The sequence below is a fragment of the Umezawaea sp. NPDC059074 genome (assembly GCF_042738955.1).
Taxonomy (GTDB): Bacteria; Actinomycetota; Actinomycetes; order Mycobacteriales; family Pseudonocardiaceae; genus Umezawaea.
This window is the reverse complement of sequence record NZ_JBHYHC010000063.1, coordinates 25,964-50,917: the sequence shown is the minus strand read 5'-3', so window position 1 is coordinate 50,917 and position 24,954 is coordinate 25,964. Positions and strand designations below refer to the sequence as shown.

The following is a 24,954-nucleotide window of genomic DNA, read 5'->3' as shown; positions in this document are numbered from 1 at the left end:
TTATTTTTCCTCGGTGCGTGTGGTGGGCGGGGGGGGGGCCCGGCGCCACCCCCGCGCTTCCATTGCTACAGAACGATGTTCACCAGGCGGCCGGGCACGACGATCACCTTGCGCGGCGTGCCGCCCGCGACCAGCTCGGCGATCTTCTCGTCCGCCAGCGCGACGGCCTTCACCTCGTCCTGGCCCGCGGTCGCCGCCACGGTGATCCGCGCGCGGACCTTGCCGTTGACCTGGATCGGGTACTCGACCGAGTCCTCCACCAGGTACTTCTCGTCCGCCTTCGGGAACGGCCCGTGCGCCAGCGAGCCGTCGTGGCCCAGCTTCGCCCACAGCTCCTCGGCGATGTGCGGGCTCAGCGGCGCCAGCATCTGCACCAGCGACTCCGCCAGCACCCGCGGCGTGCCCGTCGCGCTGAACGTCTTGGTGACGTGGTTGTTCAGCTCGATCAGCTTCGCGCCCGCCGTGTTGTAGCGCAGGTTCACGAAGTCGTCGTGCACGCCCGCGATCGCCTTGTGCAGCGCCCGCAGCGACTCCTCGGGCGCGTCGTCCTCGACGACCCGCAGCTCACCGGTGTTCTCGTCGACCAGGTTGCGCCACAGCCGTTGCAGGAACCGCTGCGCGCCGACGACGTCCTTGGTCGCCCACGGACGGGACACGTCCATCGGGCCCATCGACATCTCGTACATCCGGAACGTGTCCGCGCCGTAGTTCTCGCACATCTCGTCCGGCGTGACGACGTTCTTCAGGCTCTTGCCCATCTTGCCGTACTCGCGCTTGACCTCTTCGCCGTTGTAGAAGAACTTGCCGTTCTCCTCCACGACCTCGTCGGCGGGCACGTACGTCTCGCGCTTGTCCTGGAACGCGTACGCCTGGATGTAGCCCTGGTTGAACAGCTTGCGGTACGGCTCGTCGCCGGACACCTGGCCCAGGTCGAACAGCACCTTCTGCCAGAAGCGGGAGTACAGCAGGTGCAGCACCGCGTGCTCGACGCCGCCGATGTACAGGTCGACGCCGCCGGGGTCGTTCGCGCCGTGGTCCGCGGTGCGCGGGCCCAGCCAGTACTTCTCGTTCTCGGCGTTGACGAACCGCTCCGACTCGGTCGGGTCGACGTAGCGCAGCTGGTACCAGCACGACCCGGCCCAGTTGGGCATGGTGTTGAAGTCGCGGCGGTACTTCTTCTTGCCCTCGCCCAAGTCCAGCTCGACCTCGGTCCAATCGGTCGCGCGGGACAGCGGCGGCGACGGCTCGCTGTTCGCGTCCTCCGGGTCGAAGGTGCGCGGCGAGTAGTCGTCCACCTCGGGCAGCTCGACCGGCAGCATCTCGTCCGGCAGCGGGATCGGCGTGCCGTCCTCGTCGTAGACGATGGGGAACGGCTCGCCCCAGTACCGCTGGCGCGAGAACAGCCAGTCGCGCAGCTTGTACTGCACGGTGCCCTGGCCGTGGCCGTTGTCCTCCAGCCACGCGATCATCGTGGACTTGGCCTCGGTGATGCCCATGCCGTCCAGGAACCCCGAGTTGATCGCGGGACCGTCGCCGGTGAACGCGTCGCCCTCGAAGCCCTCGGACGGCTGCACGGTCCGGATGATCGGCAGGTCGTACGCGGTCGCGAAGTCCCAGTCGCGCTGGTCCTGGCCGGGCACGGCCATGATTGCGCCGGTGCCGTAGCCCATCAGCACGTAGTCGGCGATGTAGACCGGGATCTCGGTGCCGTTGACCGGGTTCTCGGCGTACGCGCCGGTGAAGACACCGGTCTTGTCCTTGTTCTCCTGGCGGTCCAGTTCGGACTTCAGCGACGCGGCCCGCCGGTACGCGGCGATGTCCGCGGCCTGCTCGGCGGTCGCGATCACGTCCACCAGCGCGTGCTCCGGCGCCAGCACCATGTACGTCGCGCCGAACAGCGTGTCGGGACGGGTCGTGAAGACCTCGACCTCGTGCTCGCCGACCGGGAAGCGCACGCGGGCGCCGTTGCTGCGCCCGATCCAGTTGCGCTGCATGGCCTTGACCTTCTCCGGCCAGTCCAGCCGGTCCAGGTCGTCGATCAGCCGGTCGGAGTACGCGGTGATCCGCATCATCCACTGGCGCAGGTTCCGCCGGAACACCGGGAAGTTCCCGCGCTCGCTGCGCCCGTCCGCGGTGACCTCTTCGTTGGCCAGCACCGTTCCCAGGCCGGGGCACCAGTTCACCGGGGCCTCGGACAGGTACGCCAGGCGGTACTCGTTCAGCACCTTGCGGCGCTCGGCGGGGGACAGCTCGACCCACGGCCGCCCGTCCGGCGTCGGCCGGGTCCCGTCGGCGAACTGCGCTTCCAGCTCGGCGATCGGCCGCGCCTTGCCCGCGTCGCCGTCGTACCAGGAGTTGAAGATCTGCAGGAAGATCCACTGCGTCCACTTGTAGTACTCGACGTCGATCGTGGAGATCCGGCGCCGCTCGTCGTGGCCCAGCCCCAGCCTGCGGATCTGCCGCAGGTAGGTGGCCATGTTGTCCTCGGTGGTCTTCCGCGGGTGCTGGCCGGTCTGCACCGCGTACTGCTCGGCGGGCAGCCCGAACGCGTCGAAGCCCATCGTGTGCAGCACGTTGCGGCCGTTCATCCGGTGGTACCGGGCGAACACGTCCGTGCCGATGAACCCCAGCGGGTGCCCGACGTGCAGCCCCGCGCCCGACGGGTACGGGAACATGTCCTGCACGAACAGCTTGTCCGCGGGCACCGGCTCCCCGGTCGACAGCGGGCCGACCGGGTTCGGCGCGTGGAACGTGCCGTGGTCCTCCCAGTACTGCTGCCAGCGCTTCTCGATCCGGCCCGCCAGCTCGGCCGTGTAGCGGAAGGCCGGGGTCTCCGCGGCCGCGTCCGTGCTCATCGAACGTCCCTCTCCATCGATTTCCCGCCCCTGACACGACGAAACCCCTCAGCCCAGAAGGGGGCATGAGGGGTTGCCGCGCCGACCAGTCATGTCGGTCAGCGCGGCTAGCTAAGGAGCAGGCAGGCCTTGCTCATGCTCCAACGGTACCCGGTTGACGACGGGGAGCGAAAAGGGTATCCGCCTCCGAGGTGATCCACGCGACTCCAGGGCGGGGCTCGTGCGACACCGGACGGGCGGACACCTACCCTCGAAGGCGTGAACATCGTGCTGCCAGTGGTGCTCGGCTTGGTCGGCGTCTTCCTCGCGCTGGTCGGCTACCTCGGGTTGACCGGCAAGCTGCCGCGCAACCGCTACGTCGGCGTCCGCACCGCTCCGGCGATGCGCGACGACGAGGCGTTCCAGCTCGCCAACCGGGTCGCGGGTCTGCCGAACCTGGTGGCCGCCCTCGTCGCCGTCGGCGCGGGGACCGCCGCCGTGGTCAACCCGGACGCGGCCCTCACGGTCGGCCTGGTCGGCATCGTGGGCGCGGTCGGCATCACCGTCGCGGCCACCGCGGCGGGCCACCGGGCCGCCGAGGCGATGCCCGTGGCGGAAGCGCCGAAGGGCTGCGGCGGGTGCGCGTGCGCCGGGGCCGGGTGCAGCCCGTTCTCCAAGGCCTGATGTTTCATGTGAAACATCAGTTCCGGTGGACGTCCATCGGGTAGGTGGCCAGCAGTGCCGTCGGCATGCCCTGGCGGCGCAGCACCCGACCCCACAGGTCCACGCCGGACGGCGTGAGCACGTCGTCCGGCAGTCCGGGCACGACGATCCAGTCGCCGCGGTCGATCTCGCCCGCGAGCTGCCGCGACCCCCAGCCCGCGTACCCGGCGAACACCCGCAGGCCGCGCACCTTCGCCACCAGGACGTCCGGGTCGGCGTCCAGGTCGACCAGCGCCACCGGCCCGCGCACGCCGACCACACCCTCCACCGTGGTCAGGTCCTCCCCGGTCCTCAACGCCGCCAGGCACAACGCGGTCTTCTGCTCGACCGGCCCTCCGATGTAGACCGCCTGCGGCCGCGTCACGTGCGGCCCCCACGCGGGCAGCACGTCGTGCACCGCGACCTCGCTCGGCCGGTTCAACACCACGCCCAACGTGCCCTCGTTCCGGTGGTCGATCAGGTAGACGACGGTCCGCTGGAAGTTGGAGTCCGTCAGCGTGGGCGCCGCCACGAGCAGGGAACCCGGTTCGACTTCTGCATCTGGGCGCACCAGCACATGATTTCACCCGAACCCCCGCGACGTGTGTCACACCTTTCGCGGAACATCTGAGCCCACTCGCTCGTTGTAGGGCTCGTTGGATGCCTTCGAGTCCCCCGGGCCCACTCAACTGCCTTCCCGGAATACCGGTTCGGCCGGAGCCGGGTTGTGCACCACGCCGAGAGGCGACCTTGGCATCTGACCGACTGGCCGGGCCCTACGGGTCCGGCCTTTGTCGTATTTGATGGTCGCTGCTCCGCAGACTCCGGCTCGGCCGCCTGGGAGTCGGCACGTCGGGCCTCGATTTTTTCGAGGAGGGCAGAGACTTCGTCACCACCCTCCTCGAAAAAATGGCGACCCGACCCACCGACGCGGCCTCGCACTGGACCGGACGGAGCGCGGAGGCTGTCGGCGACTGGACGTAGGGTGGCCGCGTGACCACGGTTGGGAACACAGCGGCAAAGCACCACCTGGGTGTGCGCCGACTGTTGGCGACCGGCGGGTTCCGCAGACTGCTGATCAGCCGTCTCGCCTCGCAGTGGGGCGACGGGCTGTTCCAGGCCGGGTTGGCCGGGGCCGTGCTGTTCAACCCCGAGCGCCACGCGGACCCAGCCGCCGTTGCCGCGGGGTTCGCCGTGCTCCTGCTGCCGTACTCGATCGTCAGCCCGTTCGCCGGTGCTCTGCTGGACCGGTGGGACCGTCGTCGGGTCCTGGTGATCGCCAACCTGACCCGTGGCGTGTTCATCCTGCTCACGGTCGCCGCCGTCGGCGCGGGCCTGTCGGACGTCCCCCTCTACGCCGCCGCCCTCATGGTCACGGGCATCAGCCGGTTCGTCGGGTCCGGGCTGTCCGCTTCGCTGCCGCACGTCGTGCCCGAGGACCACCTGGTCGAGGCGAACGCCTTCGCGACCACGCTCGGCGCGTTGACCGCCGTCCTGGGCGCGGGGTCGGCCGTCGGGCTGCGGACGTTGCTCGGTGAGGGTGACGGCGGGTCCGCGAGGACCACCTGCTTCGCCATCGTCGGATCGCTGCTCGCCGCGTTCGTGGCCAGCCGGTTCAAGCCGGGCGTGCTGGGGCCGGACGAGGTGGTCGAGCCGAGTCGCACGGTCACCGCCGTCGCGATGGGCCTGTTGGACGGCGCGCGGGCCGCGTGGCGGAAGCCGAGCGTGACGGCCGTGCTGGTGGCGCTGCTGGCGCACCGGGCCGCGTTCGGGATCTCGTTGCTGCTCACGTTGCTGCTGATGCGGCACAGCCTGGGCACGGGGCTGGCCGGGTTGGGGAAGATCGCCGTCACCGGTGGGGCCGGGATCCTGGTCGCCGGGCTCATCACCGACCGGGTCGTGGACCTGCTCGGCCGCAAGACGACCGTGTCCGCCGCGCTGGTGCTGGCCGCCGCGAGCCAACTCGGCCTCGGGCTGCCGATGCTGATGTCGACGATCCTGGTGGCGTCGTTCCTGCTCACGTTCGCGGGCCAGGTCGTGAAGCTGTGCGTGGACGCGGCGGTGCAGGGCGAGATCGGCGACGAGGTGCGCGGTCGGGTGTTCGCGCTCTACGACACGCTGTTCAACGTCACCCAGGTCGTCGCGGTGTCCGTGGCGGCGGCCGTGGTGCCGCTCGACGGCCGCTCGCCCGCGTTGATCGTCGGCGCGACCGCGCTCTACCTGGTCGGCCTCGGCGGCTACCTGCTCCTGCTGAAGCGGTCACCTCGGCAGGGGTAGCCGGATCATGCCCCGTTCGTGGGCGAACACCACCGCGGCCATCCGGTCGCGCAGGTTCAGCACCCCCAGGATGGCCGCGACCTCGGCCGCGACCTGCTCCTGGGTCACCGCCAGCACGCGGGCGATCTCGTGGTCGGCCAGCCCGCGCGCCAGGCAGCGCAGCACCGCCCGCTGGTGATCGTTGAGGGACGCCGCCTCATCGGTCGGCGCACCGCTCAGTCCCCACGTGTTCATCGACACCACCCCCAGCGGCCGCGATGGGCACCCTGCCCCCGCCGCACTCCGTCATGGTGTCGCAACTCGCTGTCACTTGGCTAACGCGGCGATTCCACGTCAACACGAAGGGTGACAAAACGTCAGCTTGTGGGTGGTTCGACGCCCTCGGACCGGGCCCACGCGTACAGCTCGGCGATGGCCTCGTCGTGGTCCAGCGGGCCGCGGTCGAGCCTCAGCTCCTTCAGGAACTTCCACGCCTTGCCGACCAGCGGACCCGGCGGCAGGCCCAGCAGCCGCATGATCTCGTTGCCGTCCAGGTCGGGCCGGACGCGCTTGAGGTCCTCGTCGGCCGCGATGCGGGCGATCCGGGCCTCCAGCTCGTCGTAGGTCCGCTGCAACGTGCCCGCCTTGCGCTTGTTGCGCGTGGTGCAGTCGGCGCGGACGAGCTTGTGCAGCCGGGTCAGCAGGTGCTCGGCGTCCGTCACGTACCGGCGCACCGCCGAGTCGGTCCACTCGCCCTTGCCGTAGCCGTGGAACCGCAGGTGCAGGTACACGAGCTGGGCGACGTCCTCGGTGATCTCCTTCGAGTACCGCAACGCCCGCAACCGCTTGCGCACCATCTTCGCGCCGACCACCTCGTGGTGGTGGAACGAGACGCCGCCGCCCTCCTCGAACCGCCGGGTGTCCGGCTTGCCGATGTCGTGCAGCAGCGCGGCCAAGCGCAGCACGAGGTCCGGCGACAGCTCCGGGTCCTCCAGGTCGATCGCCTGCTCCAGCACGACCAGCGAGTGCTCGTACACGTCCTTGTGCTGGTGGTGCTCGTCGATCTCCAGCTTCATCGCGGTCAGCTCGGGCACCACGAGGTCCGCCAGGCCGGTCCGCACCATCAGCTCCAGGCCGAGGCGCGGGAACGCGCCGCAGAGCAGCTTGGACAGCTCCACCTGCACGCGTTCCGGGGTGATCCGGGCGAGCTGACCCGCCATCGCGGTCATCGCCTCGACCACGCGCGGCGCGGGCGTGAACCCGAGCTGCGACACGAACCGGGCGGCGCGCAGCATCCGCAGCGGGTCGTCGCCGAACGACTCCTCGGGCGGAGCGGGGGTGTCCAGCACCTTCGCGCGCAGCGCCGCGAGCCCGCCGGTCGGGTCGACGAACGTCCGGGTGGTCACCTCGAACGCCATCGCGTTGACCGTGAAGTCGCGCCGGACGAGGTCGCCGTCGATGCTGTCGCCGAACGTCACCGACGGGTTCCGGGTCACGCCGTCGTACGCGTCCGCCCGGAACGTGGTGATCTCCACGGTCTCGCCGCGCTTGGTCGCGCCGAGGGTGCCGAAGGCGATGCCGGTGTCCCAGATCGCGTCCGCCCACCCCTTGAGCAACGCCTGAACCTGGGGCGGCCTGGCGTCGGTGGTGAAGTCGAGGTCGTTGGTCGGCCTGCCGAGCACGGCGTCGCGGACGCTGCCGCCGACGAGGTACAGGCGGTGGCCTTCGGCGGCGAACCGGGCCGCGAGCTCGTCGACGACCGGGGGCACTTGCAGGAGTTCCACCACGGCATTGTCCTGGACGTCGGGCGCGTTGGCGTTCACCTGCGGTCGGGGCACGGGGAGCCAGGGTATAGGCACGCCGAGTTGATCACGCACCGCATTTGCCGGGCAACGTCCGGTAATGCGGCCCCGCCACTACCATCGGCACCATGCCCCCGTCGTCCGGTCGTTCCGGCGGTACCAAGCCGGGGCGCCGGAACAGACGCCGGGGCCGCAGGCTCAAAACTGTCGACGAAACCTCGGCTGGTGGTCTGGTGCTGGACGCCGACCACCGGAATGCTGCGGTGATCGGTCGTCTGGATCGGCGTGGTCGTCTGCTCTGGTCGCTGCCCAAGGGGCACATCGAGGCTGGTGAGACGGCCGAGCAGACCGCGGTGCGGGAAGTGGCCGAGGAGACCGGTATTCATAGCAGGGTGTTGCGGCCGCTCGGAGCGATCGATTACTGGTTCGTCGCCGAGGACCGCCGAGTTCACAAGACCGTTCACCACTTCCTTCTCGAAGCGTTGGGCGGGGAGCTTTCCGATGAGGACGTGGAGGTCACCGAGGTGGCGTGGGTGCCCCTTGGCGAATTGGACGGCAAGCTCGCCTACGCGGACGAGCGCCGACTGGTCCGCCGAGCCGCCGAACTGCTCGCCGAGCCAACCCCTTCGCCGGGTTTGTTGAACCCGGACGGAGTGGAGTCGGCGTGAAAAGGCTGCTGTCCGCACTCGCGGCGGCCGGGATGATGGTCCTGTCGGGGTCTCCCGCCATGGCCGCCCCGACCGACGGCGGCCGACTGCCCGTCAAACCCGCTCCGGCGACCCAGGTGTGGGCGACGCGACAGCTGTCGCAGCCCGGCTCCACGTCGCCGGTGTGGCTGCGCATGGAGGTCGACCAGCTCATACCGCGCGCGATCACGGCCGGGATGCCGAACTCCGTGCGGGTGACCGGCAAGATCACGAACGTCAGCACCGATCGCAAGATCACCGACATCGACCTCCGGCTCGAACGCGGCAAGCCGTTGACCACCGAGGACGAGGTGCGGGGCGCGTTGCGCGAGCCCGTGCCGTCCGAACTGGTCCAGCCGCAGTTCACACCGATCAGCGAGTCGCTCGACCCCGGCCAGACCCAGTCGTTCGACCTGACGGTGCCGCTGAGCGGCGACGACCGCACGTCGTTGCAGATCACCCAGCCCGGCATCTACCCGATCCTGGCCAACGTGAACGGCACGCCGGACTACGGCGGCCGGGCGCGGTTGGCCGCGCTGAGCACGCTGCTGCCGGTCATGGCCGTGCCCGGCGGCGACGGCGTCGGCGCTCCCGGCAACCCGGCGAAGATCACCGTGCTGTGGCCGCTGGTGGACCGCCCCCGGCTGGTCAGCACCGGTCCCGAGGGCCAGTCGGTGCTCACCGACGACGACCTCGCGGAGTCGCTGTCCCTCGGCGGCAGGCTGCACAGCCTCCTCAAGGCCTACGACTACGCCGTGACCAGCGGTCTCGCGTCCTCGGTGTGCGTGGCGGTCGACCCCGACCTGCTGCGGACCGTGGACGCGATGAGCGAGGGCTACCAGGTCCGGGACAAGGGCGAGGGGCGCGGCAAGAACGAGGCCAAGCTCTGGCTCGACCAGATCCGCAGGCTGACGGCGGGCCGCTGCGTGCTCGCGGTGCCGTACGCCGACGCCGACCTGGTCGCGCTGGCCCGCGCCAAGCTCGTCGACCTGGAGGCGCTCGCCGTCAAGGGCGCGGAGGTCGTGCAGGACGTGCTGCCGTCCGTCCAGGCGCTGCCCGGCGTGGTGTGGCCAGAGGACGGGATGCTCGACCAGCAGACGCTCGCGGACCTCACGGCTCAGGGCGTGCGGTCGGTCGTGCTCGACCAGTCCGGTGTCGCCAACGCTCCGGGCACGCAGCCCGTGCGGCTGGAGTCCGGCGACGCGGCCCCGATCACGGCGGTGCGGATCGACTCGATGGTGTCCGACGCGCTGCACGGCGGGTCGGACGGCTCCGGCGGCCTCACCGGCGTGAGCACGCCGACCGAGACCAAGCCCGTGTCGGTGCAGAACGCGCTGGCCGCGCTGGCGTTCCGAGCGGGCTTCCAGGGCAACGGGCAGAACGTGGTCGTCGCCCCGCCGCGCCGGTGGAACGCGCCCGTGGGCGAGATGCAGGTGTTCCTGGAGACGGTGAAGACGCTGGTCGGCGGCGGGTTCCTGGCGCCGGTCGGGCTGGACACCCTGGTGTCCGGGACGACCGTGCCGGAGACCGTCGGCGGCCTCGCGTACCCCGTCGAAGCGGGTGGCCGGGAAGTCCCGCCGCCCGTGACGGCCGCCGTCGGCTCCTCGTGGGCGACGCTCCAGGCGATGTTCGAGTCGATGAGCCAGGAGGACAGCACGTCCTCCAAGCCCGCCGACCTGGTCGACCCGCTGCGGCTGGAACTGCTGCGCGGCGTCTCCAGCGCGTGGCGCGGCAACGAGGCCGCCGCCCGCGGGTCGATCGCGATCGGCGAGGACGGCATCACCGCGTTGCAGAGCCAGGTGACGGTGATCGAGCCGAACAGCCCGATCCTGCTCGGCTCCGGCGACAGCCCGATCCCGGTCACCATCAAGAACCGCCTCGACGTGCGGATCAACGTCCGGATCGTCGTGGACGACAAGCCGGGCATCAAGGCGAACCAGCTGGCCGACCTCGTCCTGCCCGCGCGCGGCGACCGCCTGGTGCGGGTGCCCGTCGAGGTGCTGAGGTCCGGCCGGTTCAGCGTGAACGTCCAGCTCACCACGCCCACGGGCGTCGCGCTGGGCGATACCGTGAGGCTCGAGGTCTCGTCTTCCGCCTACGGAACCATCACCATTGTCATCACCGCCACGGCCGCGGCCGCGCTGGTGCTCCTGTCCGCCCGGAGGATCTACCGGCGGATCAGGGCGTCGCGCGCCAAGGTCGAGGTACCCGAAGACGCCAGCAGCGTCACACCAGAGAAGTCGAGTACGAGTTGAGCGACACTGCCACCGTGGTCATCGAACCGGTGTCGAACACCCCGTCGGTCGCGAAGGCCAGCGGGTCGATGGCGATCGCCACCATCGTGAGCCGGGCGTCGGGCCTGCTGTCCAAGCTGATGCTGATCGTGATCATCGGTTCGGGCGTGCTCAACGACTCGTACCAGGCGGCCACGACGCTGCCGACGATGATCAACGAGCTGCTGCTGGGCGGCGTGCTGACCAGCGTGGCGATCCCGCTGCTGGTCCGGGCCGAGAAGGAGGACCCGGACGGCGGCGCGTCGTACGGGCAGTGGCTGGTGACGATGTCGGCCGTCCTGCTGGGCGTGGGCACGGTCGTCGCGGTCCTCTGCGCCCCGCTGCTCACGTCGGCGCTCACCAGCGGTTCCAAGGACGCCAACCCGGCGCTCGTGACCGCGTTCGCCTACCTCGTGCTGCCGGGCATCATCTTCTACGGCATGTCCGCGCTGATCGGCGCGATCCTGAACACCAAGGGCGTCTTCGGCCTGCCGACGTGGGCCCCGGTGCTCAACAACGTCGTCGTCATCGTCACGCTGGCGATCTACTGGATCCTGCCGGGCGAGATCTCGCTGGACCCGGTCGAGATGGGCAGCCCGAAGCTGCTGGTCCTCGGCCTGGGCACGATGCTCGGCGTGGTGCTGCAAGCCCTGGTCATGGTGCCCGCGATGAAGCGGTCGGGCTTCGTGTTCAAGTGGCGCTGGGGGTGGGACAAGCGGCTCGCCGACTTCGGCACGCTCGGCTTCTGGGTGCTGCTCTACGTCGGCCTCGGCCTGTTCAGCATCTTCATCCTCACGCGGGTCGCGCTCAACGGCGAGGGCGCGCTGGTCGCCTACAACTACCAGTGGCTCGTCTCCCAGATGCCGTACGGCGTGCTGGGCGTCTCGCTGCTGACCGCGCTGATGCCGAAGATGAGCCGGGCCGCGGCGGCGAAGGACATCGACGGCCTCGTCGGCGACCTGTCGTTCGGCAACCGGATGTCCACGATCCTGCTGATGCCGTTCAGCGCGATGCTCACCGTCGCGGGCCTCGCGATCGGGCTCGGCGTGTTCTCGTTCGGCGCGTCGGGCATCGAGGGCGGCACCAGGATCGGCATGGCGCTGGCGCTGTCCGCGTTCGGGCTCGTGCCGTACGCGATCACGCTCCTGCAACTGCGGGTCTTCTACGCGATGAAGGACGCCAGGACGCCCACGGTGATCCAGGCGATCATCGTCGTGTTCCGGATCGGCCTGCTCTACGCGTTCCTGGCGATCTCCCCGCCGGACAAGCTCGCGGTGGGCGTGTCCATCGCGATGTCGCTGAGCTTCGTCGTCGGCGCGATCGTCGGCCAGGTGTGGCTGCGGATCCGCCTCGGCAGGCTCCGGACCGGCTACACCCTGTGGACGGTGTGCCTGACCGTGGTGGCGTCGGCGATCGGCTGCGCGGTCGCGTTCGGCCTGTCGATGCTGCTGGTGAAGCTCTTCGGGTTCGAGTCGGTGCGGGTCAACTCGTGGGTGGAGCTCATCTGCCAGACCGTGATCGGACTGCCGCTCAGTTTTGGTTTGCTCGCGCTGTTCCGGGTACCCGAGATGAAGCCGGCGGTCGACAAGATCATCCGTCTGGTGCGGCGTCGATGACCACGGAGGACTAGCTCGGTCCCGTACCCTCGGTCGCAGACTTGAGGGAATCGCCTTGGGGGGATCGGACAGGGGAAGGTCGCTTGAGTAGCGGGCCGAAGCTGGGGAACAACCCCGGTGCCAACAACGCCTCGCTGGTACCCGGCGGGGTGATAGGTGACGGCCGCTACCGGCTGCTCGCCCAGTCCGGATCCGACGACCGGGGCGCCGCGCAGCTCTGGCGCGCCAGGGACGGGCAGCTCAACCGCGACGTGGCGCTGACGATCCTGGTCGGCGACCTCAGCGACATGCAGGCCGCCGGTCGGGCCAGGCGCACCACCGAACGCGCGATGCACGCGTCGAGCTTCACCCACCCCGGCGTGTCCAGGGTGATCGACGTGCTCACGCCCGGCAGCGGGCTGCGCATGGAGGAGGGCGTGCTCGGCGTCGTCGTGGCCGAGTGGACCCAGGGCACCGACCTGCTGGACCTGATCACCGAGGGCCCGCTGCCCGCGGGCGCGGCGACCAAGCTGCTCGAACCGCTGGGCGCGGCCATCGAGGGCGCGCACCACGCGGGCCTCGTGCTCGGTGCGGACCACCCCCAGCGCATCCGGGTCACCCCGGACGGCCGGTTGCGGCTCGCGTTCCCCGGCGCCCGCCCGGAGGCCATCGCCCGCGACGACGTCAAGGGCCTCGGCGCGATCCTGTACCTGCTGCTCACCGGCCGGTGGGCGCTGCCGGGCGGTCCCGCGGGCGTGCCCGTGGCCCCGACCGGGCCGGACGGCGCGGTCGTCGCGCCCAAGGCGTTGCAGCCCTACGTGCCGCACGAGCTGTCGTCGGTCGCGGTCCGCAGCCTGGAGGACACCAGCGTCGGCGGCATCCGCACGTCCGCGGCGATCCTCCAGGTGCTGGACCAGATCGCCGACGAGGAGGCCGCGACCGCGCTCATCGAGCCGGTCACCGGCGACGAGGACGACGACGGCGGCGCGGTGTGGACGACCCAGAAGCCCGCCAGCGGCCGTGGTCACCGGCGCAAGCTGCTGATCGCCGTCGCCGTGCTGGCCATCGCGACGCTCTCGGTCATCGCGTGGCTCGGCATCCAGATCGTCAGCTTCTTCAGCGACGACCCGTCCAAGGGCGGCGGCCCGACCGTGGTGATCGGCCAGTCCGCGTCCCCCGGCGCGAGCGAGACCCCGACGGCCCCCGTGCCCGCCGGTCCGATCCAGCCGGGCTCGGTCGGCGTCTACGACGTCACCAACAACCCGGACAACGCCAACCGCGCCAACCGGGCCGTCGACAGCAACCCCGACACCGCCTGGAACACCGACAACTACTTCCAGCCGTTCCCGACGCTCAAGCCGGGCATCGGCCTGATGGCGTCGTTCGCCGAGCCGGTGAAGCTCGCCTCGCTCACGGTCACGTCCAAGAGCGCGGGCACGATCGTCGAGATCCGCGTCGCCGCCTCGGACGACGCGCCGATCGAGGAGACCAAGGTCATCGCCACGGCGACCCTTTCGGCAGGCCAGACCCAGATCCAGCTCCCGGACTACGAGGCGAGCGCCCACGTCCTGCTCTGGATCACCAAGCTGGCCGGCAGCGGCAAGGACAACCAGACGGAGATAGGCGAACTCGTCTACACACGCGCGCAGTGACATTGGCCGCTGCTCCGCAGACGGCGGCTCGGCCGCCTGGGAGTCGGCACGTCGAGCCTCGATTTTTTCGAGTTGAGCAGAGACTTCGTCACCGCCCAACTCGAAAAAATGGTGACTCGACCCACCGACGCGGCCTCGCGCGGTTGGCGGCCGGGAAGCTGAGTAGGAACACCCTGGTGATCAGTGGTGGGGGGCTGGATACCCTACCCGGGTGACGGCCGCAGCCAGTTCGGACGCAGAGCTCATCTCGGCGCACGCCGCAGGTGACCCGCACGCCTTCCCGGAGATCGTCAGACGGCACCGGGATCGCCTGTGGGCGGTCGCGTTGCGGACGCTGCGGGACCCGGAGGAAGCCGCCGACGCCCTCCAGGAGGCGTTCATCTCGGCCTTCCGGGCGGCGGGGTCGTTCCGGGCCGAGTCGCAGGTGACGACGTGGCTCCACCGCATCGTCGTCAACGCCTGCCTCGACCGGATGAGACGACGGCAGACCAAACCCACCGTGCCGTTACCAGAGGCGGGCCCCGGCGAGCCCGTGGCCCCGCGCGACCACATGGCCGAGCGGGAGACCAGGCTCGTGGTCGCCGCGGCCCTCGCGGAGTTGCCCGAGGAGCAGCGCGCGCCCATCGTGCTGGTCGACGTCGAGGGGTACTCGGTGGCGGAAACGGCCCAGATGCTGGGCATCGCCGAAGGCACGGTGAAGAGCAGGTGCGCCCGCGGTCGGGCCAAGCTGGCGAAAAGCCTCGGACACCTCCGGAACCGAAGTGCAGATGCGAACGTCCCAGTTGACGGTGTGAATGTGCAACAGCAACGTCAGCGGGAGGCACGATGAGCGGCAGTGAGGGGCGTCAGGGGACGCCTATCGATCCGCCGTGGTCCGTGGATCTGCTGGCCGACCTGCACGCCGGTGTGCTCGACGCCGAGACGGACGCACTGCTCCGCCCGCGCGTGGAAGCGGACCCGGACGCGCGTGCGGTCCTGGAGGCGCTGGACGCCACCCTCGCCGACCTGTCGGCGCTGCCGCCGATCCCGATGCCGCGGGACGTGGCGCTGCGGATCGACGCGGCGCTGGCCGCCGAGGCGCAGGGGGTGCCCGCACCGGTCGTCAGCCTGAACAGCGCCCGGCGGCGGAAGTACCAGCGCGTCGGGTGGGGTGCGAGCGTGCTCGTGGCCGCCGCGGCGGCCGTGGGCGTGTTCGCGGTGGTGATCCCGAACATGAGCAACCACACCGAGGGCGCGCAGTCGGCGTTCCCGCAGCCCACCCAGTCCCGGAGCACTCAAGCGCCGGCCGCCACCCAGGCGCCGTCGGACGAGAAGCCCGGACTGACGGTGAAGGGCCAGAACTTCGGCCCGATCATCGGCGACGTGCTGAAGATGCAGAACTACGGGCCGCTGGACAACCAGGAGACGCTCGACGGGTGCCTCAAGGGCGGCAACATCCAGGCGTCGAAGCCGCTCGGCGTGAGCCCGATCCAGCTCGACGACCAGTCCGCCGTGATGGCGATCCTGCCGTCAGGCCGGGTGGGCGGGTTCCGGATCGTGGTGCTCGACCCGGACACGTGCGGCCCGGACAACCCGAACGGCGTACTGGCCGACACCGTGGCGTCGCCGTAGAACCGACCGCCGCCCACGTAGCGAACCTCACTGCGTGGGCCCGGAATTCCGGACGCCTACGATCGCGTTACAGCTGAGTGCGCGGCCGGGACTCATTCCCGGCCCGTCGCGACGTATCGGAGGTCGAGGGTGTCGGACGTTCGGAACCTGATCATCGTGGGATCCGGGCCCGCCGGGTACACCGCCGCGGTGTACGCGGCACGGGCTCAGCTCGAACCGCTCGTGTTCGAGGGCAGCCAGTACGGCGGCGCCCTGATGACCACGACCGAGGTCGAGAACTACCCCGGTTTCCGCGACGGCATCATGGGCCCCGAGCTCATGGAGCAGATGCGGGAGCAGGCGAAGCGCTTCGGCGCGGAGCTGCGCTCCGAGGACGTCGACGCCGTCGAGCTGACCGGTGACGTGAAGTACGTGACCGCGAACGGCGTCCGGTACGCGGCGAAGGCCGTCGTGCTGGCGATGGGCGCGGCCGCCCGCTACCTCAACGTGCCGGGCGAGCAGGAGATGCTCGGGCGCGGGGTGTCGGCGTGCGCGACGTGCGACGGGTTCTTCTTCCGCGACCACGACATCGCGGTCGTCGGCGGTGGCGACTCGGCCATGGAGGAGGCGACGTTCCTGACGAAGTTCGCCAAGTCCGTGACGATCATCCACCGGCGTGAGGAGTTCCGCGCCTCGCGGATCATGCTGGAGCGCGCCCGCGCCAACGAGAAGATCAAGTGGCTGCTGAACACCGAGGTCCTCGAAGTGCTGGGCGAGGGCACCGTCAGCGGCGTCAAGGTCGCCTCCACGATCACGGGCGAAACCTCGGAGCTGCCGTTCACGGGTGTCTTCATGGCGATCGGCCACGACCCGCGCAGCGCGCTGGTCCGCGGCCAGGTCGACGTGGACGACGCCGGGTACGTGCGGGTCAAGGCTCCGTCCACCTACACGAAGCTCGACGGCGTGTTCGCCGCGGGCGACCTCGTCGACCACACCTACCGCCAGGCCATCACGGCTTCCGGCTCCGGGTGCGCGGCCGCGATCGACGCCGAGCGCTGGCTCGCCGAGCAGGGCGAGGCGCACGCCGCCTCGGCGGCGGAGCAGGTCGGCGGCGGGTACGCCGCGCAGGCCGTCACCACCAGCTGATCCACATCCACGTACGACGTTCGACCTGAGTTAGGGAGTAGCCAGATGGCCGGCAACACTGTGGTCGTGACCGACAAGAGCTTCGCCGACGACGTCCTGACCAGCGAGAAGCCGGTCCTGGTCGACTTCTGGGCGACCTGGTGCGGCCCGTGCAAGATGGTCGCCCCGGTGCTCGAGGAGATCGCGGCCGAGCACGCCGAGAAGATCACCGTCGCGAAGCTGGACATCGACGCGAACCCCGGCATCGCCCGTGACTACCAGATCATGTCGGTGCCCACGCTGATCCTGTTCCAGGGCGGCAAGCCGGTGAAGCAGATCGTCGGCGCGAAGCCCAAGGCGGCGCTGCTGAACGACCTCTCCGAGGTTCTTTCCTGAAATATCGTTGCAACGCCTAACGTGGCTCGTCCGTCATTCGATAATACGGACGAGCCACGTCCGTTCGGAGGAACCCCTTCACGGCTTGGTGGTCGCGCGGCCACACTCAGTAGCCCTGCGTGGAGCTACTGGCGCGGCAGGGCACAATAGGGGCTTCACGTCAGCGTCGACCTCGGTCGGCGCCCTAGTCGAGCGAGGGGTGCATGCTGCTACTCCGCCGCGGGGATGTCGGGCCGGACGTTGCCGACATCAGGTCCACACTGACCAAGATCGGTCTGCTGTCGGATCCGCAGGCATCACCGGTGTTCGACCTCTCCGTCGAGCACGCCGTGCGTGCCTTCCAGCAGCAGCGGGGCCTCATCACAGACGGCATCGTCGGCCCGGCCACCTACCGGGCGCTGCGCGACGCCACCTTCCGCCTCGGCGACCGGCCGTTGGCGTACCTGATCGCCCAGCCGGTGACCGGTGACGACGTCTTCGCCCTCCAGGAGCGGTTGCTGGAGATGGGCTACGACGCGGGCCGCGCCAACGGCGAGTTCGGGCAGCAGACCGAGCAGGCGCTGCGCAGCTTCCAACGCGACTACGGCTTGACCATCGACGGTATGTGCGGCCCGAACACGGTCCGCGCGCTCCGCCAGTTGCAGCCGAAGGTCCGCGGTGGCCGTCCGGTGTTCCTGCGCGAGCAGGAGCGGGTCCGCAAGGCCGGTCCGAGGCTGTCCGGCAAGCGCATCATCATCGATCCGGGTCACGGTGGCGATGACCTGGGTGTGGTGGTCGAGCACCTGAACGAGGCCAGGCTGATGCTGGACCTGGCCCGCAGGCTCGAGGGCAAGATGGCCGCGACCGGCATGGAGGCGCTGCTCACGCGCGGCCCCGACAACTGCCCGGACGAGGCCGCCAGGGCCAAGTTCGCCAACGAGGCGGGCGCGGACCTCATCCTGTCCCTGCACACCGACGGCAACTCCTCACCGAGGGCCTCGGGTGTGGCGAGCTTCCACTACGGCACCGGCAACGGCACCAGTTCCACGGTCGGCGAGGCCCTCGCGGGCTTCATCCAGCGCGAGATCACGGCCAGGACGGGCATGCCGGACTGCGGCACCCACCCCAAGTCGTGGGACGTGCTGCGGATGACCCGGTGCACGGCCGTCCGCGTCGAGGTCGGCTACCTGACCAACGAGCAGGACCGCCGCAGGCTGGCCGATCCCGCGTTCCGCGACGTCGTGGCGGAGGGCATCCTGGTCGCGGTGAAACGCCTGTACCTGCTGGGCAAGGACGACCAGCCCACCGGGACGTTCACCATGGACGACCTGATGAAGCGCGAACTCTCCAAGTTCTGACTTCCACAGCACGTGATCCCCGTGGCGTTCTCACCACGGGGATCACTGCTTTTCCCGTAACGCCGAGCGGCCGTCCGCGACTCCCAAGCAGGGACCCATCGGCGTGGACGGGGGAGCGGGCGTGCTGGATCTGCGACTGGTCGTGGAGTTCGACGCCGACGTGCATCCGGAGGACGCGGACCGGCTGACCCGCAGGCTGCGAACCGAGATCGCCGAGCTGGACGTCGAGTCGGCCAGGCTGGACGAGGGCGGCACCGCGCCCGACGGGGCGAAGGGCGCCGACGTCGTGACCCTGGGCGCGGTGGTCGTGGCGCTGAGCGCGTCCGGGGGCGTGTTCACCGCGCTCATCGACACTCTGCGCGGCTGGCTGGGCCGCCAGTCGGCGCGGCACAAGATCTCCGTGACCATCGACGGCGACACCATCGAACTCGAACGCGCCACGACCGAGCAGAAGCAGGCGCTAGTGGACGCCTACGTCCGCCGCCACACCGGCGGGAAGGCCTAGATCTTCGCGGACGCGGGGCGGAAGCTCGGTTCGGCCGTCGACACCGTGACGGTGTTCAGCAGGCGCTCCAGCGCCGCCTCGACGTCTTCCTTCCAGCCCAACGCGGTCCGCAGCTCGAGCCTGAGGCGGGGCCAGCGGTGGTGGGGGCGGACGGTCTTGAAGCCGACGCCGAGGAGGAAGTTCGCCGGGATGACGCAGCCGGGCTGGTCCTCGTCCGGCTGGGCGTCGCCGAAGGCCTCGATGGCCTTCACGCCGCGCTTGGTCAGGTCCTTGGCCACCGACTGCACGAGGACACGGCCGAGGCCGCCGCCGCGGAACTCCGGCAGCACCTCCAGCGAGGTCATCAGCACGGCGTCCGCGCTGACCGGTGACGTCGGGAAGGCGAGCGACCGCGGCACGGCGGCGGGCGGGGCGTAGAACGCCGACCCGGCCGGGATGCCGTCGCAGTAGATGATCCGGCCGCACGACCCCCACTCGAGCAGGACGCTGGAAACCCAGGCCTCCTTCTCGAACTCGGTGTCGCCGTACTCCTCGGCCTGGGACTTCAGGTGGGGGGCCAACTCCCAGAACACGCACGTCCGGCTGTGCTTGGAGAGGTGCTCCAGGTTGTCCAGAGTGACGCCCACAACGCGTCGCGACACCCTGTACCTCCAAAAAAAGCCCGGATCAAGAAGAAGAACCTCCCCGAGGATAGGCGGATGTGACGGCTGTCGGAAGGCGGATGCCACTAACGGGACGACGGTTACACTCGGCCGGTACCAACCCGCCGGTAATAATCACTCCCAGCGCGACCGCAGGAGTCCACCGTGACCACTCCCGGACAGCCCGCCAAGCAGGGCAACCGAAGCCTCGACCCCCATCTGCGGCGCTACGCGGCGCGCACAGCGGGGATGACGGCATCGGAGATCCGGGCGCTGTTCGCGGTGGCGAGCCGGCCGGAGGTGGTGTCCCTCGCGGGTGGGATGCCGCACCTCGCGGCACTGCCGCTGGAGGGCCTGGCGCGCGAGGTCGGCGAGCTGATCGCCACCGACGGCCTGGCGGCGCTCCAGTACGCGTCCGCGAACGGCACGCCCGAGCTGCGCGAGCAGATCTGCGACGTGATGGCCCTCGAGGGCATCCACGGGCACCCGGACGACGTCGTGGTGACGGTCGGCTCCCAGATGGGCCTGGACATGGTCACCCGGATCTTCGTCGACCCCGGTGACGTCGTGCTGGCCGAGGGGCCGTCGTACGTGGGCGCGCTCGGCTCGTTCGCCGCCTACCAGGCGCAGGTCGTGCACGTGGCCATGGACGCGGACGGGCTCGTCCCGCAGGCGCTCCGCGAGGCCCTCGCGGCCGTCGAGCGGTCCGGCCGCCGGGTCAAGTTCCTGTACACGATCCCGAACTTCCACAACCCCGCCGGCGTGACGCTGTCCATCGCCCGCCGCGCCGAGGTCCTGGAGATCTGCCGCCAGGCGGGCGTCCTCGTGGTCGAGGACAACCCGTACGGCCTGCTCGGGTTCGACGGCCAGACGTACCCGGCGCTGCGGTCGACCGACCCGGACAACGTCGTGTACCTCGGGTCGTTCTCCAAGACGTTCGCCCCTGGCCTCCGGGTCGGCTGGGTGCTCGCGCCGCACGCCGTGCGCGAGAAGCTGGTCCTGGCCGCCGAGTCGGCCACGCTGTGCCCGCCGACGCTCAACCAGATGATCGTGTCGCGCTACCTGTCGACGCACGACTGGAAGGGCCAGATCAAGATCTACCGCGAGGCGTACCGGGAACGGCGCGACGCGGCGATCTCGGCGCTGGAGCAGCACATGCCCGCCGGGTGCTCGTGGAACCGGCCGGACGGCGGGTTCTACGTGTGGCTGACCGTGCCGGAGGGCATCGACACCAAGGCGATGCTGCCGCGGGCGATCACCCAGCGGGTGGCGTACGCGTCGGGCACCGGGTTCTACGCGGACAAGCTCGGCAGCAGGCAGCTCCGGATCTCCTACTGCTACCCGACGCCGGAGCGCATCCGCGAGGGCGTGCGGCGGCTGGCGAACGTCCTGGAGGACGAGGCCCAGCTGCACGCCACGTTCGGGCCGACCACCAGCCGCGAGCTGTCCGGGCCGCAGAACCCGTCGCCCGACACCGCCTGATCCTTTTCCACCTTGGGGGCCACCCACCCACACCCGTGGGTGGGTGGCTTCTCCGTTTTCACCGTCGATGTTGGGGAGAGAAGTCGTGTCGGAACGCTGGGTAGCGGTACTCGCCGGTGGGCTGTCGCACGAGCGCGAGGTGTCGCTGCGGTCCGGCCGCCGCCTGTCGGCCGCGCTGCGCTCGGTCGGCGTGACCGTGGAGGAGTGGGACACCGACCGCGGCCTCCTGGCGCGGTTGAAGGACCACCGGCCGGACGCCGTCGTCGTCGCGCTGCACGGCGGCGAGGGCGAGAACGGGTCGGTGCAGACGATCCTGGAGATGTCCGGCGTGCCGTACGTCGGCACGGACTCGCGGGCGTGCCGACGGGCGTGGGACAAGCCGCTCGCGAAGGCGGAGCTGGCGCGGGCCGGTCTGTCGACGCCGGAGTGGGTCGTGCTGCCGCACGCGACGTTCCGCGAACTCGGCGCGCAGCCGGTGCTCGACGCGATGGTCGAGAGCCTCGGGCTGCCGCTGATGCTCAAGCCGGACCAGGGCGGGTCCGCGCTGGGCGCTCAGGTCGTCCGGGACGCGTCGGAGCTGCCGACCGCGATGGTCGGATGCCTGGCGTACGGGGAGACCGTGTTGGCCGAGCGGTTCGTCGAGGGGATCGAGGTCGCCGTCGCGGTGATCGACGGACCCGACGGCCCGTACGCGCTGCCCGCCGTGGAGATCGAGCCGGAGGGCGGCGGCATCTACGACTACACGTCGCGGTACACCGCCGGGCTCACCGACTTCCACGCGCCCGCCCGGCTCGACGCCGCCGCGGCCAAGTCGGTGGGGGAGTTGGCCGTCGCCGCGCACCGGCTGCTCGGTCTCCGCGACGTGTCGCGGACGGACGCGATCGTGGCGCCCGACGGGACGGTCCAGTTCCTCGAAGTGAACGTGTCGCCCGGCCTGACCGAGACCTCGCTGCTGCCGATGGCGCTCGAAGCGGCCGGGGAGTCGCTCGGGGAGATCTACGCGGGGCTCATCGAACGCGCTGTTTCACGTTAAACATTCGATTGCCCTCCGTGTCCATTCGGATGCGGAGGGCAATCGTCACCGTGACAAAGCGGCCTGGTGGGGTTCCCTAGGCCTCCAACGATGTCCGATTTGTCGCTTCCGGCGCCATCAGCTGGATGATCCGTTCAAGATCGTCAACGGACCCGAATTCGACGACGATTCGGCCTTTTCGCTGACCGAGCTCGACCTTCACGCGGGTGTCGAAGTTGTCCGAGAGGCGCTCGGCCAAGTCCTGGAGACCCGGCGCGTGGATCGCCTTCTTGCGGACCACCTTCGCCTTGGCGGGCTCGGCGCTCTTCGCGAGCGTCACCGCTTCTTCCGTCGCGCGGACCGACATGCCCTCCGCGACGATCTTCTTCGCCAGGTCCTCCTGGGCGTCCGCGTCGTCCAAGCTGAGCAACGCGCGCGCGTGACCCGCCGAGAGGATCCCCGCCGCGACCCGCCGCTGCACGGGGAGGGGGAGCTTCAACAACCGGATCGTGTTCGTCACGACCGGGCGGCTGCGACCGATCTTGTCGGCCAGCTCCTCGTGCGTGACACCGAACTCCTGGAGCAGCTGCTGGTACGCCGCCGCCTCCTCCAGCGGGTTCAACTGCACCCGGTGGATGTTCTCCAACAGGGCGTCGCGGAGCATCACGTCGTCGTGCGTGTGCCGCACGATCGCCGGGATCGTCTTCAACCCGGCCTGCTGGGTGGCCCGCCAGCGGCGCTCACCCATGACCAGTTCGTAGTTGTCGTTCCCCAACTCGCGCACGACGATCGGCTGCATGAGCCCGAACTCGCGGATCGAGTGCTCGAGCTCGTTGAGCGCTTCCTCGTCGAAGACGTGCCGCGGCTGCTTCGGGTTCGTGCGGATCGAGTTGACCGGGAGCTCCCGGTACACCGCGCCCGCGACCTCACCGCCGATCTCCACCGAGTCGGAGCGCGCAGGGGCGGACCCGTTCCCGTTCGCGGTCGGCGGGCGAACCGGGGTCGAACCCGGAGGCGGGCCGCTCGGGATCAAGGCGGCCAGCCCTCGGCCAAGTCCACCCCTGCGCTGCTCCGTCATGCCAACCCCATCCTCGCGCCGAACTCGGCGATCTCGCGTGCTGCGTCCAGGTAGCTCATCGCGCCCCGTGAGCCCGGATCGTAGGTCAGCACCGTTTGTGCGAATCCTGGTGCCTCGGACACCTTCACGCTGCGCGGGATCACCGTGCGGAGAACCGTGTCGCCGAAGTGGCCGCGCACCTCGCTGGTCACCTGGTCGGCCAGCTTGGTCCGGCCGTCGTACATCGTGAGCAGGATCGTGGAGACGTTGAGCGTCGGGTTCAGGTGCGCCTGCACCAGCTCGATGTTCCGCAGCAACTGCCCGAGCCCCTCCAGCGCGTAGTACTCGCACTGGATCGGGATCAGCACCTCCTGCGCGGCGACCATCGCGTTGACGGTCAGCAGACCGAGCGACGGCGGGCAGTCGATGAAGACGTAGTCCGGGTCGATCTCGGCGAGCGCCTCGGAGCTGAGCGCCTCCTTGAGCCGCGACTCGCGCGCCACCATCGAGACGAGCTCGATCTCGGCGCCCGCGAGGTCGATCGTGGCGGGCACGCAGTAGAGGTTGGGGGACTGGTTGCTGACCTGAGCGGCCTCGGCGACCGAGATCTCCCCGATCAGCACCTCGTACACGGAGGGGGTGCCGGACCGGTGCTCGATGGCCAGCGCGGTGCTCGCGTTGCCCTGCGGGTCGAGGTCGATCACGAGCACCTTGAGCCCCGCGATCGCCAGACCGGCGGCGAGGTTGACCGTGCTCGTCGTCTTGCCGACGCCGCCCTTCTGGTTGGCGACGGTCAGGATGCGGCGACGTGTGGGGCGGGGGAGTTTGAGGTTGTCGGGGTGCAGCACGCGGGTTGCGCGGGCGGCCTCTTCGGCGATCGGTGTCCACACGGCGCTGTCTCCTGCCGTTGCAGTGTGCGAGTTGTTCGGGGGACGTTCGCTCGGGCGCTCTGTTTCACGTGGAACATCAGCCGTCTGGAACAACGGCTGGAGAGCCGGGTTGCCGGGTCGGGGTACCGGATCCGGATACACGCTCACCGATCCTTCCTTCGTCGACGTGCTCCGTCACGACGACCACTCGGCTCGGAACGTTCCACGAGCACAACCGTGGTCGGCACTTCGAGTACATCCGCACCGCACGACACGACGCGCTGCCGGGAACCCCCGGCACGGCGCACCGCCTCGGCGTCGCGCTCCATCTCCTCCAACGCGCTCTCGCCCTTGAGAGCCACCAGTTGGCCGCCGGGCTTCAGGAGGGGCAGGCACCACCGCGCCAACCGCTCCAGCGGAGCCACCGCGCGCGCCGTCACGACATCGACGTCGGACAGCTTCTCGCGCACGGACGCCTCCTCTGCTCGACCGCGGACCACCGTCACAGACGACAACCCCAGCGTCTCCACGACCTCATCCAGCCAAGCCACCCGACGGGCCATCGGCTCCAGCAGGGTCAGGTTCAGATCAGGTCGGGCGATCGCCAGCGGGATGCCCGGCAGGCCTGCGCCAGAGCCTACGTCCACCACCCGACAATTCTGAGGAAGAATCTCCGCGATCACCGCGGAGTTGAGCAGATGACGTTCCCACAGGCGCTCGACCTCACGAGGTCCGATCAACCCGCGCTCGACCCCGTGGTCGGCCAGCAGTTGAGCGAACGCGATCGCGCGGTCCAGGTGGTCGCCGAAGACTCGCTTCGCGCGGTCTTCCATGTCTCCGACCATGTCTCCATCCGTGACGTTTCACGTGAAACCACGCGGCACACGAAGGCGACCGGGTGGATGGGTAGGTAAAGGGGCGTCCGCAGAATCCGCGAAAACTGCCGCCGTCCATGATGACGGATAGACCCACCGACACGCCAAGCCGGGTGACAAGATCGGTCCCGTTTCACGTGAAACGAGGGACAAATCATGCAGAACCCATCCACGTTCCCCCTCACCCACCCCTTCCCCGGCCGCCTCAGCACGATGGCCCACCCACCCGGCGAAGCCTGGCGACTGATCTCCGACGTACGCGGGG

At 69.9% G+C, this 24,954-nt stretch carries 22 protein-coding genes; 14 read left to right on the top strand and 8 right to left on the bottom strand.

Going from position 1 to position 24,954, the window contains the following annotated elements:
• Positions 1-65: 65 nt before the first annotated feature.
• The gene (gene leuS, locus ACFWW9_RS26530) at positions 66-2,855 is read right to left on the bottom strand and encodes a leucine--tRNA ligase (protein ID WP_390383405.1); all 2,790 of its coding nucleotides are present in this window, start codon (positions 2,853-2,855) and stop codon (positions 66-68) included.
• A 258-nt stretch (positions 2,856-3,113) separates the two neighbouring features.
• Here leuS and ACFWW9_RS26525 point away from each other — a divergent pair, with 258 nt between their 5' ends.
• Positions 3,114-3,518, top strand: coding sequence for an SdpI family protein (locus ACFWW9_RS26525; protein ID WP_390383403.1), 405 nt, complete (start codon positions 3,114-3,116; stop codon positions 3,516-3,518).
• A gap of 16 nt (positions 3,519-3,534) precedes the next feature.
• Here ACFWW9_RS26525 and ACFWW9_RS26520 read toward each other — a convergent pair whose 3' ends face one another.
• Positions 3,535-4,107 carry a YqgE/AlgH family protein gene (locus tag ACFWW9_RS26520; RefSeq protein WP_390383401.1) on the bottom strand — a complete coding sequence of 191 codons (573 nt, stop codon included), beginning with the start codon at positions 4,105-4,107 and terminating at the stop codon, positions 3,535-3,537.
• A gap of 458 nt (positions 4,108-4,565) precedes the next feature.
• On the opposite strand from ACFWW9_RS26520, the gene ACFWW9_RS26515 reads away from it, so the two are divergent.
• Complete coding sequence (locus ACFWW9_RS26515; RefSeq protein WP_390383409.1) at positions 4,566-5,813, top strand: MFS transporter; 1,248 nt, start codon at positions 4,566-4,568, stop codon at positions 5,811-5,813.
• Here ACFWW9_RS26515 and ACFWW9_RS26510 read toward each other — a convergent pair.
• Both ACFWW9_RS26510 and ACFWW9_RS26505 read right to left on the bottom strand, forming a co-directional pair.
• Positions 5,796-6,047: a LuxR C-terminal-related transcriptional regulator gene (locus tag ACFWW9_RS26510; protein WP_390383399.1), complete on the bottom strand. Its 252-nt coding sequence runs from the start codon at positions 6,045-6,047 to the stop codon at positions 5,796-5,798. The two genes, ACFWW9_RS26515 and ACFWW9_RS26510, sit on opposite strands and share 18 nt — an antisense overlap.
• Positions 6,048-6,169: 122 nt before the next feature.
• Positions 6,170-7,630, bottom strand: a complete 1,461-nt coding sequence (locus tag ACFWW9_RS26505; RefSeq protein ID WP_390383397.1) for a CCA tRNA nucleotidyltransferase — start codon at positions 7,628-7,630, stop codon at positions 6,170-6,172.
• Between the two features lie 92 nt (positions 7,631-7,722).
• Here ACFWW9_RS26505 and ACFWW9_RS26500 point away from each other — a divergent pair, with 92 nt between their 5' ends.
• The 10 genes from ACFWW9_RS26500 to ACFWW9_RS26455 all read left to right on the top strand — a co-directional run bounded on the left by ACFWW9_RS26500 (position 7,723) and on the right by ACFWW9_RS26455 (position 18,753).
• Complete coding sequence (locus ACFWW9_RS26500; protein ID WP_390383395.1) at positions 7,723-8,262, top strand: NUDIX hydrolase; 540 nt, start codon at positions 7,723-7,725, stop codon at positions 8,260-8,262.
• Positions 8,259-10,535 carry a DUF6049 family protein gene (locus tag ACFWW9_RS26495; RefSeq protein WP_390383393.1) on the top strand — a complete coding sequence of 759 codons (2,277 nt, stop codon included), beginning with the start codon at positions 8,259-8,261 and terminating at the stop codon, positions 10,533-10,535. Before ACFWW9_RS26500 ends, ACFWW9_RS26495 begins: the two co-directional genes overlap by 4 nt.
• Positions 10,536-10,549: 14 nt before the next feature.
• Positions 10,550-12,169: a murein biosynthesis integral membrane protein MurJ gene (gene murJ / locus ACFWW9_RS26490; RefSeq protein WP_390383391.1), complete on the top strand. Its 1,620-nt coding sequence runs from the start codon at positions 10,550-10,552 to the stop codon at positions 12,167-12,169.
• Positions 12,170-12,252: 83 nt separating this feature from the next.
• Complete coding sequence (locus tag ACFWW9_RS26485; protein WP_390383388.1) at positions 12,253-13,800, top strand: protein kinase family protein; 1,548 nt, start codon at positions 12,253-12,255, stop codon at positions 13,798-13,800.
• A gap of 211 nt (positions 13,801-14,011) precedes the next feature.
• Complete coding sequence (sigM, locus tag ACFWW9_RS26480) at positions 14,012-14,629, top strand: RNA polymerase sigma factor SigM (protein WP_390383385.1); 618 nt, start codon at positions 14,012-14,014, stop codon at positions 14,627-14,629.
• Positions 14,626-15,411 carry a hypothetical protein gene (locus ACFWW9_RS26475; protein ID WP_390383382.1) on the top strand — a complete coding sequence of 262 codons (786 nt, stop codon included), beginning with the start codon at positions 14,626-14,628 and terminating at the stop codon, positions 15,409-15,411. The genes sigM and ACFWW9_RS26475 overlap by 4 nt, the downstream gene beginning before the upstream one ends.
• 129 nt (positions 15,412-15,540) lie before the next feature.
• Positions 15,541-16,536: a thioredoxin-disulfide reductase gene (gene trxB, locus ACFWW9_RS26470; protein ID WP_390383379.1), complete on the top strand. Its 996-nt coding sequence runs from the start codon at positions 15,541-15,543 to the stop codon at positions 16,534-16,536.
• Positions 16,537-16,581: 45 nt separating this feature from the next.
• Positions 16,582-16,911, top strand: a complete 330-nt coding sequence (gene trxA / locus ACFWW9_RS26465; RefSeq protein WP_390383376.1) for a thioredoxin — start codon at positions 16,582-16,584, stop codon at positions 16,909-16,911.
• 203 nt (positions 16,912-17,114) lie between these two features.
• A complete protein-coding gene (locus tag ACFWW9_RS26460) occupies positions 17,115-18,248 on the top strand; it encodes an N-acetylmuramoyl-L-alanine amidase (protein WP_390383373.1) in 1,134 nt (377 codons plus the stop codon).
• A 121-nt stretch (positions 18,249-18,369) separates the two neighbouring features.
• Entirely contained in the window at positions 18,370-18,753 is a 384-nt protein-coding gene (locus ACFWW9_RS26455; RefSeq protein WP_390383370.1) for a hypothetical protein, read from the top strand.
• Here ACFWW9_RS26455 and ACFWW9_RS26450 read toward each other — a convergent pair.
• Complete coding sequence (locus tag ACFWW9_RS26450; protein WP_390383367.1) at positions 18,750-19,394, bottom strand: GNAT family N-acetyltransferase; 645 nt, start codon at positions 19,392-19,394, stop codon at positions 18,750-18,752. The genes ACFWW9_RS26455 and ACFWW9_RS26450 overlap by 4 nt on opposite strands.
• A 165-nt stretch (positions 19,395-19,559) precedes the next feature.
• Here ACFWW9_RS26450 and ACFWW9_RS26445 point away from each other — a divergent pair, with 165 nt between their 5' ends.
• Together ACFWW9_RS26445 and ACFWW9_RS26440 are read left to right on the top strand one after the other, a co-directional pair.
• Positions 19,560-20,876, top strand: coding sequence for a PLP-dependent aminotransferase family protein (locus tag ACFWW9_RS26445; protein WP_390383364.1), 1,317 nt, complete (start codon positions 19,560-19,562; stop codon positions 20,874-20,876).
• 85 nt (positions 20,877-20,961) lie between these two features.
• Entirely contained in the window at positions 20,962-21,909 is a 948-nt protein-coding gene (locus tag ACFWW9_RS26440) for a D-alanine--D-alanine ligase (protein WP_390383361.1), read from the top strand.
• Between the two features lie 76 nt (positions 21,910-21,985).
• Here the strand turns inward: ACFWW9_RS26440 and ACFWW9_RS26435 are convergent, their stop codons facing one another.
• From ACFWW9_RS26435 to rsmG, 3 genes are all read right to left on the bottom strand, one after another.
• A complete protein-coding gene (locus ACFWW9_RS26435; RefSeq protein WP_390383358.1) occupies positions 21,986-22,966 on the bottom strand; it encodes a ParB/RepB/Spo0J family partition protein in 981 nt (326 codons plus the stop codon).
• A complete protein-coding gene (locus ACFWW9_RS26430; protein WP_259629058.1) occupies positions 22,963-23,835 on the bottom strand; it encodes a ParA family protein in 873 nt (290 codons plus the stop codon). Before ACFWW9_RS26430 ends, ACFWW9_RS26435 begins: the two co-directional genes overlap by 4 nt.
• 143 nt (positions 23,836-23,978) lie before the next feature.
• Positions 23,979-24,647 (bottom strand): 16S rRNA (guanine(527)-N(7))-methyltransferase RsmG, encoded by a 669-nt coding sequence (rsmG, locus tag ACFWW9_RS26425; protein ID WP_390383355.1) that lies wholly within the window; start codon positions 24,645-24,647, stop codon positions 23,979-23,981.
• Positions 24,648-24,954 lie beyond the last annotated feature (307 nt).

Bases quoted from the DNA above. Each gene is read 5' to 3' on its own strand.
- ACFWW9_RS26435 (WP_390383358.1), bottom strand. From the start codon at position 22,966: ATGACGGAGCAGCGCAGGGGTGGACTTGGCCGAGGGCTGGCCGCCTTG.
- trxA (WP_390383376.1), top strand. From the start codon at position 16,582: ATGGCCGGCAACACTGTGGTCGTGACCGACAAGAGCTTCGCCGACGAC.
- ACFWW9_RS26460 (WP_390383373.1), top strand. From the start codon at position 17,115: ATGCTGCTACTCCGCCGCGGGGATGTCGGGCCGGACGTTGCCGACATC.
- ACFWW9_RS26510 (WP_390383399.1), bottom strand. From the start codon at position 6,047: ATGAACACGTGGGGACTGAGCGGTGCGCCGACCGATGAGGCGGCGTCC.
- rsmG (WP_390383355.1), bottom strand. From the start codon at position 24,647: ATGGAAGACCGCGCGAAGCGAGTCTTCGGCGACCACCTGGACCGCGCG.
- leuS (WP_390383405.1), bottom strand. From the start codon at position 2,855: ATGAGCACGGACGCGGCCGCGGAGACCCCGGCCTTCCGCTACACGGCC.
- ACFWW9_RS26475 (WP_390383382.1), top strand. From the start codon at position 14,626: ATGAGCGGCAGTGAGGGGCGTCAGGGGACGCCTATCGATCCGCCGTGG.
- ACFWW9_RS26500 (WP_390383395.1), top strand. From the start codon at position 7,723: ATGCCCCCGTCGTCCGGTCGTTCCGGCGGTACCAAGCCGGGGCGCCGG.